The 14,241-nt window shown below is 57.8% G+C and carries 13 protein-coding genes; 7 read left to right on the forward strand and 6 right to left on the reverse strand.

Annotation, left to right across the window (positions count from 1 at the left end):
* Positions 1 to 57 precede the first annotated feature (57 nt).
* Positions 58 to 1,449, reverse strand: a complete 1,392-nt coding sequence (locus AB4N74_RS08600; RefSeq protein ID WP_460099425.1) for a hypothetical protein — start codon at positions 1,447 to 1,449, stop codon at positions 58 to 60.
* A 210-nt stretch (positions 1,450 to 1,659) separates the two neighbouring features.
* Between AB4N74_RS08600 and AB4N74_RS08605 the strand changes: the two genes are divergently transcribed.
* Complete coding sequence (locus AB4N74_RS08605; protein ID WP_116254703.1) at positions 1,660 to 2,151, forward strand: hypothetical protein; 492 nt, start codon at positions 1,660 to 1,662, stop codon at positions 2,149 to 2,151.
* A gap of 108 nt (positions 2,152 to 2,259) precedes the next feature.
* On the opposite strand, the gene AB4N74_RS08610 is transcribed toward AB4N74_RS08605, so the two are convergent.
* From AB4N74_RS08610 to ccoN, 3 genes are all read right to left on the reverse strand, one after another.
* Complete coding sequence (locus tag AB4N74_RS08610) at positions 2,260 to 3,195, reverse strand: halovibrin HvnC (RefSeq protein ID WP_257354898.1); 936 nt, start codon at positions 3,193 to 3,195, stop codon at positions 2,260 to 2,262.
* 239 nt (positions 3,196 to 3,434) lie between these two features.
* Positions 3,435 to 3,653, reverse strand: coding sequence for a cbb3-type cytochrome c oxidase subunit 3 (locus AB4N74_RS08615; RefSeq protein WP_460099429.1), 219 nt, complete (start codon positions 3,651 to 3,653; stop codon positions 3,435 to 3,437).
* 18 nt (positions 3,654 to 3,671) lie between these two features.
* Complete coding sequence (ccoN, locus tag AB4N74_RS08620) at positions 3,672 to 5,099, reverse strand: cytochrome-c oxidase, cbb3-type subunit I (protein WP_099759420.1); 1,428 nt, start codon at positions 5,097 to 5,099, stop codon at positions 3,672 to 3,674.
* A 260-nt stretch (positions 5,100 to 5,359) separates the two neighbouring features.
* Here ccoN and AB4N74_RS08625 point away from each other — a divergent pair, with 260 nt between their 5' ends.
* From AB4N74_RS08625 to AB4N74_RS08640, 4 genes are all read left to right on the forward strand, one after another.
* A complete protein-coding gene (locus tag AB4N74_RS08625) occupies positions 5,360 to 7,033 on the forward strand; it encodes a nitrite/sulfite reductase (protein ID WP_460099432.1) in 1,674 nt (557 codons plus the stop codon).
* Positions 7,030 to 7,509, forward strand: a complete 480-nt coding sequence (locus tag AB4N74_RS08630; protein WP_257354901.1) for a DUF934 domain-containing protein — start codon at positions 7,030 to 7,032, stop codon at positions 7,507 to 7,509. The genes AB4N74_RS08625 and AB4N74_RS08630 overlap by 4 nt, the downstream gene beginning before the upstream one ends.
* A gap of 264 nt (positions 7,510 to 7,773) precedes the next feature.
* Entirely contained in the window at positions 7,774 to 8,703 is a 930-nt protein-coding gene (locus AB4N74_RS08635) for a hypothetical protein (RefSeq protein WP_460101090.1), read from the forward strand.
* Positions 8,704 to 9,338: 635 nt separating this feature from the next.
* Entirely contained in the window at positions 9,339 to 10,013 is a 675-nt protein-coding gene (locus AB4N74_RS08640; protein ID WP_093433003.1) for a DUF3313 domain-containing protein, read from the forward strand.
* A gap of 49 nt (positions 10,014 to 10,062) precedes the next feature.
* Here AB4N74_RS08640 and AB4N74_RS08645 read toward each other — a convergent pair whose 3' ends face one another.
* Together AB4N74_RS08645 and AB4N74_RS08650 are read right to left on the reverse strand one after the other, a co-directional pair.
* Entirely contained in the window at positions 10,063 to 11,058 is a 996-nt protein-coding gene (locus tag AB4N74_RS08645; RefSeq protein WP_460099436.1) for a DUF3829 domain-containing protein, read from the reverse strand.
* Entirely contained in the window at positions 11,055 to 12,683 is a 1,629-nt protein-coding gene (locus AB4N74_RS08650) for a J domain-containing protein (protein WP_460099439.1), read from the reverse strand. The genes AB4N74_RS08645 and AB4N74_RS08650 overlap by 4 nt, the downstream gene beginning before the upstream one ends.
* 645 nt (positions 12,684 to 13,328) lie before the next feature.
* Here AB4N74_RS08650 and AB4N74_RS08655 point away from each other — a divergent pair.
* Both AB4N74_RS08655 and AB4N74_RS08660 read left to right on the forward strand, forming a co-directional pair.
* On the forward strand, positions 13,329 to 13,697 hold the full coding sequence (locus tag AB4N74_RS08655; protein WP_116254698.1) for a DUF6124 family protein: 369 nt from the start codon (positions 13,329 to 13,331) through the stop codon (positions 13,695 to 13,697).
* Between the two features lie 306 nt (positions 13,698 to 14,003).
* Positions 14,004 to 14,207, forward strand: coding sequence for a cold-shock protein (locus AB4N74_RS08660; RefSeq protein ID WP_320336867.1), 204 nt, complete (start codon positions 14,004 to 14,006; stop codon positions 14,205 to 14,207).
* The last annotated feature ends 34 nt before the right edge of the window (positions 14,208 to 14,241 follow it).

A 14,241-nucleotide genomic window follows, 5' to 3' on the forward strand; every position in this document is an offset into this window, starting at 1 on the left:
CCGTTCAGGGTAATGAGAAATGTCGGTTTGATTGCGGTTGCCCTGCCTCGTAACTCGCTAGAGCCTCACCCTGAGGCACCATGAAAAGATCAGTGGCTCACTGGTCCCGGTACGTTTGAGCGTGTAGTTGAACATCACGTCTTTGCCGCGGTTCTCTGTGATCCACGCCGCTGGAATCGGGAAGTTGGTGTAAGACTCGTTGACGATGTCCACCTCGTCGCTATAGCGGGTGGTCACACCATGCAACGCCATACGCACTCTGTAGGGAGCTTCAAGTGTCGGGTAGTAAACCCTTAAATTGGTTCTGTCCGTATTGATCGTGGGTTGCCCTAGAAGGTGCTTCTGCTCGGTGAATGCCAGATTCAGATCGCGAGAGGGCTTGTCATCGGTAGTGCCGGGCAATCTGACCGTGTAGGTTACTTCTGCCCGACCACCGCCCCCCATAGTGTCGATGACCTCCAGGCGCGGAATCTGGAAATGCAACGTTTCCCCAGGTGTTTTTACAGTCTGCACCTCAGTGGTGTAGGTGAAGTTGCGTCCGAGCCATTGGACTCTTACCGTTTGCCCTGTGTCGGAGCCTGTATAGTTGACCTCTACCGTGGCGAACTTGGCTTCATAAAAATCCTTGATGAAGTTCAGTAGCGTGCCGCCGGACTCTTTCGCTTCCAGTACCTTGGGCCTGATCAGATCGAGCTCCGGTTGTCGGCGTAAGTGCACATCGATCAACGTGGTTTTTGACCAGATGGCTTGGGGGCCGGAAGAGTTGCCGAGTTGATCGGTGACTCTGAAACGCATGGCGAATTTGGGGTTGTCCTGCCAGAAGTCGATGGCGACCAGTTTCAATACCACGCTGCCTGCCGCTGCTTGCGCCGCGCTGACGACATGCTCTTTTTCCAGGCTATCGCAATAAAGCGTAATGATGTCCCGCTCGCGCATATGGATGTAACGCAGAGTCACATCCACGCCCTTTTCTGCGCGGCCGGCATCGATGCCGTCGGTGATGACATCGGCCGGAAGGCTCATGATCAGATTGGGATTGTCTCCACCCCCCGAAATCTGGTCACCGGGGCGCGGGGTGTAATAGAGCACTTTCAGCGCCTCCGAAGTTTCGGGATCCTGACCGACTCGGGTCACTTGCAGGCGTACCAGGTTGATGTCGTTTTTCAATAGTGCGGCAGGTAGATACATGTTGAACCGCTGATTCTCCTCGCCCGGCTGGGTAACCTTGTTGATCACCGCGACATCCGAGGTTCCGAGCAATATGCCTGCGTCGTCATAGGCGCTATGGTTGAGCCATGGATCGATTAGCAGTTGGAGAAAGCCATTGTTGTGCAACGTCAGGGGAACTCCGCCATGTGGCTTTTCCGGATGTTGTATGGCTGTAACCCAGCCTGGAATTATCACAGGGGCGATGTCTTGGGGTTGTGTTTTACCGTTATCGACGGTCATGCGGCTTCTCCGGAACTCAAGCAACTCGAGGGTTTATCTAAAACCCTCTGTCGCTGGCTGCCTACTGTCAGATCTGACAGGTGGAGGGGGCAAATCCTACCGTTCGTCTGGATTAAGCGTATGCGGAGCTTGAATCGGTGGTTAACCGTACGCCAGCACGTTGATCTGCCACTATCGGAGTTCGCAGGCTTTGAGCCGAGGAGTGCAACAATGGACGACGTACAACAACTGGGCGATATGCTTCGCCGCTATGCCGAGAGCGAAGCGCACAAGGCCCAACTGTTCGAGACCCAGTCGGCGGCGTGGGCCGCCCGGATCATCGAGTTGTTCGGCAACATTGAGCAATGGCTTGCGCCGGTACAAATGCCCAATCTGCTGGAAGTCAGCCGTGAGACGTATGTCGCGTTCGGGCCGAGCACGCCGGTGGAAACCTCGACCTTCAAGACGGAAAAGCTGAGCATCGTGATTGCCGGCAAACCGGTAGAGTTCGTGCCGGATGTGATGGGCAGCGCGGGGCAGATTTCCCTGGCGGTGATGGGCCTTACGGCGGCACGTTACGGCAGTATTTCCCTGGTGGGATTGGCAGACGGTGAGTGGCAGTGGCGCAAGACCAATGGGTTGAAGGATCCCGACACGTTTGTATTTGATGCAAATTTTCTGGCGCTGCAATTGCAGAGTCTGATACCGCGGGAACGCGGCTAGCACCATCGGCCTCGCTTGGTCCAGTCCTGCACACGTGACGAGGCCAATCCGGCGGTGACGCTACTGGCTGCGTTTGCAGTGCAGGCACGGTGAGCAGCACGGGCTGAATCAGGGTTTGATCAACTGATCCGTGTCAACGTACTGGAATGTTGCATCGTGGGCTGATGTGGATGGGGGATACAGACGGATCACCGGCACCCAGATTCTGGAAGTCGTGGAATCATAGAAATCCTTCTGATTGTCTCGGGCTTGAGATAACCCGGCATTGTCCCCCCCGGCGATATAAAAGAAGGCCATCAGAGGCAAGGTGTTTTGCAGGTTCTGTGGCCAGGTCTTGATCACGATTTCATTCTGTTCGGAGAAATGTGCAGACACTTGGCTCAACATTGTGCGGGCTCGTACCGATTGGTAAAAAGCCGCTGCAGCCGGCCTTCCGGTTGCCTCGGAAACGTCGAAGCCACATTGTCGAATGTGATGACTGTTGGGCGAGTTATCCCAAACGCTTTTCCATTGCTCGGCGGTGGTCACACCCGCACTTCGGCAACGCTGGCTTGTCGCGGGAAAAGAGGCGTGTGGACCACAGGGGGTGGTGCGGTTCCAGGTCCAGCCATCGATGGGAAAGGAGCACAAAACGTCCAGATCGACCTTGTCTTGCGGCGCACCGAAGATGGGGTACAACATTAATCCATTGCCTTTGCCCCAGGCCAGACGGCCGAATTTCGAGTCTGCCCTGAGGAAGGAAAACGATACTCCGCCGTTCTTGACTGAGGTTGGGCTTGGGTTCCATACGTGATGCGTTTCGCCAGGCTGCTTGTCCGTGACTCGAAGAATGATCCCGGAACAGAGAAAAGCCGGTTGATTGGCTGACTCATGGCAGTTCACGAATTTGGAGTTGTAGAGCTGGTTCAATAGCTCGACCACTTGCGGACCTGTCATTGCTACGTTTGGACTATTGCTGACACCTTGCTCGACCGGTGACTGGGTGGCGATGGGTGAGCAGCCTAATAGTGTTACAAGGAGCAATGAAAGGAGGGCGTTTCTCATCTTGGTGCTCCCTGGTTCTGACTGGTCAATACCGATGGTCATGTGGCAGTGTTTGGCAGCACGTTGGAAAACGATGCGCTATGAGTGCCGTCTCGTTAGCAACATAAAGACAAACCTGCCACCTGCCTACTGTCAGATCTGACAGGGAAAATACGAAAAATCTACCGTTTGTCGGAGGCGGACTGTCAGAGCAAAATGTGCAGGCAGCGGAGGGGAGGCCCCTCCGCTAATGATTCCTCTCACATTTCAAGATTGATCCAGCCTGGTTTGGCGTCTTCCGGCGCCACCGCTTTCACGGTTTTCCCGGTAGCCAGTTCAACCCGCCGCGCCACCTCGGGGTCATCGGCAAACGGCACCATGCTCGCTTCCTCCAGACTGTCCGCCGTCTCCCGCCGCAAGCAGTACTCCACCGCCAGCCAAAGAAACATCACGCCCAACACATCAAAGAAAATCTCCATCACGAGCGGCTCCCTGCCTCAGGCGATCTGCGCTTCACTGCGCGCCAGTGAAATGTCGGCCACCCGCACCGTGCGCCACACGTTGTAAGCCATCAACAACATCCCGGTGAGGAAGAACACCCCGCCGGCAAAGCGCACGATAAACCCCGGATGACTGGCTTGTAGCGCTTCGACGAATGAATAGGTCAGTGTGCCGTCCTCGTTGATCGCCCGCCACATCAGGCCCTGGGTGATGCCGTTGACCCACATCGAAGCGATGTAGAGCACCGTGCCGATGGTCGCCAGCCAGAAGTGCAGATTGATCAGCGGCGTGCTGTACATCTGCTCGCGGCCAAACACTTTCGGCACCATGTGATAGGTCGCGCCGAAGGTGATCATCGCCACCCAGCCCAACGCGCCGGCGTGGACGTGGCCGATGGTCCAGTCGGTGTAGTGGGAGAGGGCGTTGACGGTTTTGATCGCCATCATCGGCCCTTCGAAGGTCGACATGCCGTAGAACGCCAGCGACAGCACGAGGAATCGCAGGATCGGGTCGGTGCGCAACTTATGCCAGGCACCGGACAAGGTCATCATGCCGTTGATCATCCCGCCCCAGCTCGGCGCCAGCAGGATCAGCGACATGGCCATGCCCAGTGACTGCGCCCAGTCCGGCAGCGCGGTGTAGTGCAAATGGTGCGGGCCGGCCCAGATGTACAAGGTGATCAGCGCCCAGAAATGCACAATCGACAAGCGATACGAATACACCGGCCGATTGACCTGTTTCGGCACGAAGTAATACATCATGCCGAGGAACCCGGTGGTCAGGAAGAAACCCACCGCGTTGTGCCCGTACCACCACTGCACCATCGCATCGGTGGCGCCGGAATAGACTGGATACGACTTGAACCAGTCCACCGGAATCGACAGGTGATTGACCACGTGCAACATGGCGATCACCAGGATGAACGCGCCGAAAAACCAGTTACCGACGTAGATGTGCTTGGTCTTGCGCTGCACCACGGTGGTGAAAAACACGATGGCGTAGGCGACCCAGACCACGGCCATCCACACCGCGCCGGAGAATTCGATTTCGGCGTATTCCTTGGTGGTGGTGTAGCCCAGCGGCAGAGTGACCAGCATGATCACGATCACCGATTGCCAACCCCAGAAAGTGAACGCGGCGAGTTTGTCTGAATACAGCCGCACCTGGCAGGTGCGCTGCACGGCGTAGTAGCTGGCGGCAAATTGCGCGCTGCCGGCGAAACCAAAAATCACCAGGCTGGTGTGCAGCGGGCGCAAGCGGCCGAAGGTGGTCCACGGCAGGTCCAGGTTCATCTCTGGCCACACCAGTTGCGAGGCGATAAAAACCCCCATCGCCATGCCCACCACACCCCAGAAAACCGTCGCGATAACGAATTGGCGGACGACCTTGTAGTTGTAAGCCTGTCCGATTGTTGCTGTGCTCATGGTCAGTTCATCCACGGTTGCAAAGTCTTGCCAGGCCACCCGGTCTGGCATGAGCTGCACTGTAGAAACCCCACCAGAAACAAAACAGGCTCAGGAATCTTTGATTTGTGCGGATCAGATTGAAGGGCTGACTGCGGCGTTCTGCCGCGCCCTGATATGGTTTTTATGAGTTCAGGTGAATCTGTAACGTGCTGCGCCGTTCGGCCATAGTCTGGGAAAATCCTGTGTTTTGATCCGTGATCAATTCTGATGAGGTGTGCATGTATCAATACGATGATTACGACCGGGCGCTGGTGTTCGAGCGTGTTGCGCAATTCCGCGATCAGGTCGAGCGCTTCATGGCCGGGGAGTTGAGCGAAGAGGAGTTTTTGCCGCTGCGCCTGCAAAACGGCCTGTACATGCAGAAGCACGCCTACATGCTGCGCGTGGCGATTCCCTACGGCACGCTGAGCGCCGAGCAGATGCGCACGTTGGCCAGCATCGCCAGTGATTACGATCGCGGTTACGGTCACTTCACCACGCGGCAGAACATGCAGTTCAACTGGATCGAACTCGCCGAGGTGCCGGATATCCTTGAGCGTCTGGCGCAGGTCAACATGCATGCGATCCAGACCTCCGGCAACTGCGTGCGCAACATCACCACCGAGGCGTTCGCCGGGGTCGCGGCGGACGAACTGATCGACCCGCGCCCATTGGCCGAGATCCTGCGGCAGTGGTCGACGATCAACCCGGAATTCCTGTTTCTGCCGCGCAAATTCAAGATCGCCATTTGTTCGGCGAAGCAGGATCGCGCGGCAATCATGATGCACGACATCGGCCTCTACCTTTACCCCGGCCGCGATGGGCAGATGCTTCTGCGAGTGATCGTCGGCGGTGGTCTGGGGCGCACGCCGATCCTCGGTTTGCAGATTCGCGAAGGCTTGCCGTGGCAGCATTTGCTGTCTTACGTCGAAGCCGTGCTGCGGGTGTACAACCGCCACGGCCGGCGCGACAACAAATACAAGGCGCGGATCAAGATTCTGGTCAAGGCACTGGGCATCGAAGCGTTTGCCAAGGAAGTCGAGGAGGAATGGCAACACCTCAAGGACGGCCCGGCGCAACTGACCGAGGCCGAATATCAGCGGGTCGCCAGCGCCTTCGTGCCGCCGGTTTATCAGACCCTGGCCGACACCGATCTGGACTTCGGCACGCGCCTGGCCGAAAGCCCGGCGTTTGCCCGTTGGGTCGCGCGCAACGTGCAGCCGCACAAGGTGCCGGGCTACACCAGCGTGGTGCTGTCGACCAAACCGGGCATGGCGGCGCCGCCGGGGGATGTCACCGCTGTGCAGATGCTGGCGGTGGCGGACTGGTCGCAGCGTTTCGGTTTTGGCGAAATTCGCATCGCCCATGAGCAGAACATCGTCTTGCCCGATGTTCCGAAAACCGACCTCTATGCGCTGTGGCAACTGGCGTGCAAACACGATCTGGGCAGCGCCAACGTCGGCCTGCTGACCGACATCATTGCCTGCCCCGGTGGCGATTTCTGTGCACTGGCCAACGCCAAATCGATCCCGATCGCCCAGGCGATTCAGGCACGTTTCGACAACCTCGATTACCTGCATGATCTGGGTGATATCAGCCTGAATATTTCTGGGTGCATGAACGCCTGCGGCCACCACCACATCGGCAATATCGGCATCCTCGGCGTCGATAAGAACGGCAGCGAGTGGTATCAGATCACCCTCGGCGGTGCGCAGGGCAAACACAGCGCGCTGGGCAAAGTCATCGGCCCGTCGTTCAGCGCCGCCGAGGTGCCACAGGTGATCGAGCGGATCATCGGCACGTTTGTGCGCTATCGCGAGCACGAGGAATTGTTCGTCGACACCATCGCGCGGATTGGCATGGAGCCGTTCAAGGAACGGGTCTATCCGAAGACGCTGGAGGCGGCGGTATGAACAATCTGTTGCGGCTGGAGCAAGGCGTAGCGCGGATAGTGACAGACGATCCGTGGACGTTGATGCGCGAACCATCGACGCTAAGGCCGGAGGGTTTGCTGATATTGCCGCTGATGCATTGGCTGGAATCACCGTCGACTCATGCGGTGTGGCTCGGCCCGGATGATGACGTCGAAAGCCTGGTGCCGTGGCTGGGTTCGTTGCCGCTGATAGCGCTGGATTTTCCGAGCTTTCGCGACGGGCGTGCTTACAGTCAGGCGTATCTGCTGCGCAGCCGGTTCGGCTGGGCAGGGGAGTTGCGCGCGATTGGCGATGTGCTGCGTGATCAGCTCAGCCATATGCGCCAGTGCGGGTTCGACAGTTTCGCGGTGCGTGAGGACAAATCGGCTGAGGATGCGCTGAAAGGATTGGCCGGGATGAGCGTGTTGTATGGGCGTTCGGTGATCGAGCCGCGCCCGCTTTTTCGGCGGCGTTGACGCTTGAAAAGATCGCAGCCTGCGGCAGCTCCTACATGAGTTCAACTGTAGGAGCTGCCGCAGGCTGTGATCTTTTGATCTGGCTTTTACCACCGGGGAAACCCCTAGAAACCTCCTGAATCGGGCATTTTCCCTTGGGTCGATGGTGGCCTTTTGGTAGAGTCGCCGTCGCCAGCGGGTTTTCGGCTGGACGATGGAACCGAAGAAGGGAGTCTGATCAGTGAGTCCGGGCAAAAAATCCTCGGCCTCACAGCGTTGCTGTTAATGGTGACGCTGTGGGCCAGTTACTTTTATGTATTCAAGGAAAACCGCGACGGCCAGCTCGGCGGCGTCGGCGAAAGTATCGCGTGGTGCGGCACGCCGCCGACTACAGAAGCGGCGTTGCTGGGCAAGGACCAGCTAACCTTGCGCGTCACCAATAACCTGCGCGGCGAGTTCATGCTCAGTGGTTCCCTGGTGGTTTCCGAACGCACCTTCAACCGCTACGACCTCGCTCGCAATGAACTGCGCCTGCGTCTGGAACCGTTGCAATGGTCCTACGGCGTCACGCCGATCTTCCTTGAGCAGGTCAAGGTGCAGCCGCTGAGCCGCAACCTGTCGGCCACCAACAAAAGCGCCTACGCCGAACTCGAACCGCGCCCGATCGGTGTCCAGGGTCAGGTTACCGAATTCCCTTTCGACAGCTATCGCTACGGCTATAAACCGGTGCTCTATTACCTCAAGGGCAGCGAGCGCATCGACCTGCGCTTCAAGAACATCACCACGTTGATGGAGATGTCCAACACCTTCACGCCGATCCAGAAGTACAACCGCGTCGACTACATCAACGAGAAAACCTCGATGATCCGCGACGACGATTACAAGGCTTACGGGCCGCACGAATGTGCTTTCAGCGTTGAGCGCAAAGGCTCGTTCAAGGTTGTGGTGTTGTTGCTCCTGCTGGTGTTGTGTTTGCCGTTACTGCTGGTGTTTTACCGCAATGAGCCGGGGATCGACTTCCTTGCCACGCTGTTGAGCGCCGCGATCGTGCGGGTGCTGCTGATCGGGCCGGTGCAGGATTTTCAGCTGTACAACATCGACTTCCTGTTGGGCGCGGCGATTTTGTTGGTGGGCACGGTATCGTTGATCAAGGCGATGCACATCAACAGTCGGCGGGAGATGGCGTTGCGCAGTGGTGAGACTTCGTCCTGGTAACGGGGTGAACCCCTGAAAAGCCCCTCACCCTAACCCTCTCCCGGAGGGAGAGGGGACTGACCGAGGTGTCTGGCGAGCGACATCGACGTGACAGACCGAGTTGATTATGGATTCAAAGCCAATCGATCACGTCGGTGCATCTCTCGAATCTCCCCCAATCGGTCCCCTCTATCTACCTCTGAAAGAGGGGACTGACCGAGGTGTCTGGCGAGCGACACCGACGTGACAGGCCGAGTCGATTATGGATTCAAAGCCAATCGATCACGTCGGTGCATCTCTCGAATCTCCCCCAATCGGTCCCCTCTCCCTCTGGGAGAGGGCTAGGGTGAGGGAAGACAATTTCCAGCCGGTCACTTAAGCGCCGGATCCCCCATGTTCATCTTCTTCCACCCCTGCAACAGCACTTGCGGGCGTTCGGGCTCAGATTGCTTCAATGCAGCGGATTCTTGAAGTTCACCAATGACCAAGAGCTCGATGCAGCATTGCCGGATGCTCGACGTCTTTCAAATGACGCTTGTGATCCGCCGCGCAGCCTTGCGTGAATATTGTGCTGTGCAATCGCAATTACTGAAGTTTTAGCTATACCTGTAATTCCCCCGGGCAAAGTTTTTCGGCCTTCTGACAGGAGTTACAGCATGAAGCTAGCAGTGATGATGGGCACTCTGTGCATTGCCACCGTCGCAATGGTGGGTTGTTCCAGCAAAACCGTCGACCCGAAAGAGTACTCAGGATTCCTCAAAGACTACAGCCAGCTCAAGGAGGCCAAATCCCCGTCCGGTGCCGAGGTGATGCGCTGGATCGATCCAAAGGTCGACGTCAGGAAATTCACCAGTGTGTACATCGAGCCGACTCAGCTCTACCCGAAACCGCAACCAACCGCGAAAATCTCCCAGCAAACCCTCAATGGCATCACTTCCTACTACGATCAGGCGCTCAAACGTGAGATCGGCAAAGACTTGCCGTTGGCCACCGGTCCTGGCCCGGGCGTGATTGTGGTGCGTGCGGCAATCACCGCCGTGAGCAGCTCCACCGAAGGCCTGCATGCTTACGAGGTGATTCCGATTGCGCTGGTCGCCGCTGCGGTCAGCACCGCCAGCGGTATTCGCGATCAGGAAACTACGTTGGCCACCGAAGCGGTGTTCCTCGATGGCGCGAATAACAAGGTCGTCGCGCAAGTGGTGCGCAAAGGCACCGGCAAACCACTGGAAAATGATTCGCAGGCAATGAGCACCAACGACGTCAAACCCGTCATCGATGGCTGGGCTTCAGACCTGCGTCAGTCGTATCTGAAGCTCAAGAAAGCCAAGTAAGCGCACGAGGCCGGATTGTCCGCGAGGACCGTCCGGCCTGTGCACACCCTCAGAAATTGGCGCGTGCCTGGCGATTGTAGTGGCTGAGCAAGGCGTCGTAGCCACGGGTGACGGCGTAATAGTCGTCGCTCAAACGTTGCGGTTCGGCGCGGTCCTGCCAATCCCTGTGCAGGGTGTTCAGTGCTTCGAGATAGTGCTGCGCAGGCTCACGGATGTGTCGCCACAACTCGCGCGCATCATCGTCTTTGTTACGGAAACCAGGCTCACGCGGGCCGATGAAAGGCCCACCGCGATTCCACGCCTGTTGCAGATCAGCGGTGGTTTCGGCCACGGCTTGAGGGGTCAGGTTGCGGTGCTTCATCCCGTCCTCCAGCCGCTCCAATGTCTCTCGGGCCTGAATCATATACGCCAGCAGCGACCAGTGGATCTCCTTGCCTACGCGTGCCTCAAGAAGTTTGAGCTGTTCGGATCGCTGTGCGATGTCCAGTGGCAGCAGTTCTTCTCTCAAGGCAGTCGATGCGCTGACATAGGCATTGCTGGCGGTCTGAATTTGCGCCAGAACTCGCGGTGTCTGGTTGAACGGGACGACAAAGAAGCTCGCACTTTTATCGAGTCGAGTCGGTGGCGAAATCACCGATGCCCACTTCAGTGCTTGCGCGTAGTCACGGACTTTCTGCGACAGCGCTGGCTGGTAGGTCAGCAGCTCGAGCTTTTCGTTGATATCCCGCAGGCAGGTATCCTCCTGGATGTCACGCACAGTGAACGCATCACTGTTATCGAAATCCTGAGGCTCGGAAATATACTTTCCGAACGCATCAGCGGTTGGCCGCTGATGTTGGTTTTTGTCGTAGGCGTTGCGCCAGTGCACATCGACACGGTTGACGCAGGCAATGATCGGACTCAACGCGTTGGCCTGTGCGGTCACCACTGAGTCGCGCTGATCAAGCCACAGGTCGAGCTTCAGGAACGGTCGGGTCGCGCTCGACAGCCCCATCACCACCAGAACGACCACTACGCCGCTGACAAACATGAATCTCGACGTCATGGCCGTACCTCCGCGGGATACCACTGCTCGCGGGTGGCCGGGGCGCCGCAATCGAAAGAACTCGCCGGCAACCGGCTACACAAACGCTCCGCCCAGGGTTGCAGACCCTGATTGCGGTTGACCGTGCCTTGGCTGGCGGCCACTTTGAACACGCCCAGCACCAGCACCAGAGCGACAACGCCGAGTAGCGTCAGGCCGATTTTCACTGGCAGGTTAGTCTTTTCCCAGGACGTGTGTGGCTTGACCTGACGGCGACGGATCAAACCCACGCAGGCCAGTGTGGCGGCATAGACGACGCCGGCGATGGGGCCGAAAAACCAGCAGAGTCCGGCCACCATCAACGCGCAGGGAATCAGATCGCGCAGTACGCCGAGCGGCGCAGCGTCCTTGGCAATACCCGGCCACAACCGTGCGCTGAGGCGGTCATCCAGCAGCCAATGGGTGTGCGCCAGTTCGTGCGTCAGCCAGTTGATACCCGCAGCGATCACGCCAAACACGGTTGTTGAGGTCATGACGATATTGATCAGCCCGGTGACGCGCAGCCCCAGCGGGATGAAATGAGTAAACGCACCGATCAGACAGGCCAGCACCACGCCAACGTAGGTCGGCCATTCACCGCGTTTCAGTTCCCAGTCGCGCCAGAAAAACGCGGTGCCCCCGGGCAATTCCGCGCAGACCTTCGGATGATTGGCATACAGCGCCGAACTCAAATGTCGGCAATGCTCCCAATCTTTCTCACGCAGGCGTCTGGCCAATGCGCGACGCTGGTTGAACGGGCCGCTGCCGAGCAACAGGCGGGCGGCGCGGTGTTCGGCGGTGGCGGGCGGCTCTTCGGCGAGTTGACGCTGTTGCGCGATAAAAATCGGAGCTTCATGGCGCGCGACCAGACGTTTCCATTCATCTTTCGGGCAACGGTTGGCCGGACCGGAATGCCAGCCCTGGCCCGCGCAGACCTGCTCGAAAATAGCGGAAGACCAGTATTCGCTGTCGAGCAGCAATCGACTGAGGAACAGGTTGAACCACTGCCGGTGCACTTCAGCGTCGAGCCAGAGGTATTGCGCGCACTGTGCGTAGGCCTGCAAAAAGGCCGCACTGTCCTCACGTTCGAGGGCATCACGCAGCGGTCGAGTCATGCGTTCCCGCTGGTGATCGAGCAAATGTTCGATGGATTCCTCGTCCAGTTCCAGCCGCTGCCAGGCACTGAACCAGTGATACGTCTGCACCGCCCAATCGACCATCGGCGCCGATGTATCCGGGTGCTCGATGCAATGCTGCAGCAGGGTCTCTTCGAGGATATGCGCGCAACCCTGCTCAACGGCGAGGGCATGGCGCTGTTGCAATTGTGCAAGGCTGGTGTCGGCCAGCGAGCGCGTCGCCTGCTGCAAGGCATCGACTTCGACTACGGTCAGACCGGTCAAGTCCCAGGCGTCTTCATCAGCCCCGTGGTCCTCGCTGGCCTGCGCCCATTCCTTGTAATTCAGGGCTTGCTCATAGGCGTCACGCAGGCGCTGGAAGCCCTCGGCGTCTTCGTCCGGACGGGTCTGTTTGAGCAGGGCAGCGTATTGGCGTTTGATACTGCGCGTATCGGCGTCGGCCGTGAGGCCAAGGACGGTCCAGCAACTCATTGCGTGTACAACTCCATGAAAACCTGCGACGCGGTCCAGTGATGGCACTTTGATTTTGCGCACCCTACCTGTTTCGCGTCGAAAAGTCCTCAGCTGTTGCTTATTGGCCGACAAACCAGCGGCAGTACGGGTTGCCGCCGTTGCCGGGCATCACCCGCCAACTGACCCTGCAAGCGGACGGCGCACTGGCGACAGGAGCTGGCGAGTGACACGAGGTTGCGATCTTTTGATCGTGTTTTTTAAATGCAAAATCAAAAGTTCGTCCGATCGCGGCTCGAGCCTTCGGACGCTACTACATATGCGTATTTCAATTCGGGATGTTTAAACGTTGTTTGGAATTTGCGGAACGTTCCCACAAGGTTTTCAGGTTGTCCGTCGGACGTCGGGTCTCTAGCCTGTGTTCGTCGCTGCCAAATCAGCGACCGGGACTGGAAACCCCGGGGGAAAACTGAACGCAACAGCACCGTTCATGACGTATGCTTGCGCACCTTTTTTGGTGCGTACTTAGTTATGGCGGCTGTGCGTGGGGGACCTTCGGGTCGTCCGGGTTTCTCTGTCCCCCGGGTTTCCAGCCTGCGTACAGCTGCCACCCATTCGACCGGAAGCCGAATGGACCAGCTCCACCGTTCGGATAGAGAAAACACTATGAAAAAGCCAACACCCAATCCCCCAGAATCAGACGCCGACACCACATCCCCCTACGCCTCAGTCGACAGTAAAAAACTCCACGAAGCCGCCGATCGCGCACTCGATTTCTACCTCAACCCCAGCGCCCATATCATGTCCAGTGCCAACGAGCCGGAACCCATGTACCTCGCCAATCCCAGGTACAACACTGAATCCCTGCTCGCCAACGCCAGCGAAACCCTAGGCTCGGCCAGTGAAATGCTGATGAACTTCGCCGCCTCGCTGGAAACCTCGCAGCGCAAGACTGCACTGGGTATCGCACAGGTTGTCATGCTGGGTGAACTCGCGGTGAATCAGGCATTGGATCACGTCGAACTCAAGAGCTGATCGCTCTTGATTGATCGTTCCCACGCTCTTTACTGGAATGCAGCCCTTGACGCTCTGCGCCAAATTCGCAAGCTGGAACGCAGAGCGTCCCTTGAGGCGTTGCCACGCAGAGCGTGGCAACGATCAATATTCCGTTTCTGATGGTGTAGGAACTGTCGAGTGAAACGAGGCTGCTCCAACAAGCGCTCTGGATATATATACACCCTGTCAGGTATGACAGTTGTGGGTGCAAGGTGATGGATGTTTGATTGAGTGGTGCGCTTCGTTAAGGGTGGCGCAAATATGATTCGTTGGAGGATGGCGAACATGTTTGAAGAAGGAACGGTCGATACATATAACGATGTAAGTGGTTATGGATGGATCACTTTGGATCGGAGCGGCGAGAAAGTGTATGTGGATTTCAAGGCGCTTCCACAGGGCGTTAAAACGCTTGAGGGAGGTCAAAGGGTTCGGGTCGAGTACGGTCAGATACCAAGGGGACTTAAGGCCAGCAGTGTATCGTTACTCTGAAGTACCGTTTTTGGAGGAGTTGTCGAAGGCTGAG

Source organism: Pseudomonas sp. H3_C08 (assembly GCF_054669455.1).

What these genes read in the sequence shown, in the direction of transcription:
- AB4N74_RS08645 (WP_460099436.1), bottom strand. Translation starts at nt 11,058, where the DNA reads ATGACGTCGAGATTCATGTTTGTCAGCGGCGTAGTGGTCGTTCTGGTG.
- AB4N74_RS08625 (WP_460099432.1), top strand. Translation starts at nt 5,360, where the DNA reads ATGTATCAATACGATGATTACGACCGGGCGCTGGTGTTCGAGCGTGTT.
- AB4N74_RS08660 (WP_320336867.1), top strand. Translation starts at nt 14,004, where the DNA reads ATGTTTGAAGAAGGAACGGTCGATACATATAACGATGTAAGTGGTTAT.
- AB4N74_RS08650 (WP_460099439.1), bottom strand. Translation starts at nt 12,683, where the DNA reads ATGAGTTGCTGGACCGTCCTTGGCCTCACGGCCGACGCCGATACGCGC.
- AB4N74_RS08615 (WP_460099429.1), bottom strand. Translation starts at nt 3,653, where the DNA reads ATGGAGATTTTCTTTGATGTGTTGGGCGTGATGTTTCTTTGGCTGGCG.
- AB4N74_RS08655 (WP_116254698.1), top strand. Translation starts at nt 13,329, where the DNA reads ATGAAAAAGCCAACACCCAATCCCCCAGAATCAGACGCCGACACCACA.
- AB4N74_RS08630 (WP_257354901.1), top strand. Translation starts at nt 7,030, where the DNA reads ATGAACAATCTGTTGCGGCTGGAGCAAGGCGTAGCGCGGATAGTGACA.
- AB4N74_RS08635 (WP_460101090.1), top strand. Translation starts at nt 7,774, where the DNA reads ATGGTGACGCTGTGGGCCAGTTACTTTTATGTATTCAAGGAAAACCGC.
- AB4N74_RS08605 (WP_116254703.1), top strand. Translation starts at nt 1,660, where the DNA reads ATGGACGACGTACAACAACTGGGCGATATGCTTCGCCGCTATGCCGAG.
- AB4N74_RS08610 (WP_257354898.1), bottom strand. Translation starts at nt 3,195, where the DNA reads ATGAGAAACGCCCTCCTTTCATTGCTCCTTGTAACACTATTAGGCTGC.
- AB4N74_RS08600 (WP_460099425.1), bottom strand. Translation starts at nt 1,449, where the DNA reads ATGACCGTCGATAACGGTAAAACACAACCCCAAGACATCGCCCCTGTG.
- ccoN (WP_099759420.1), bottom strand. Translation starts at nt 5,099, where the DNA reads ATGAGCACAGCAACAATCGGACAGGCTTACAACTACAAGGTCGTCCGC.
- AB4N74_RS08640 (WP_093433003.1), top strand. Translation starts at nt 9,339, where the DNA reads ATGAAGCTAGCAGTGATGATGGGCACTCTGTGCATTGCCACCGTCGCA.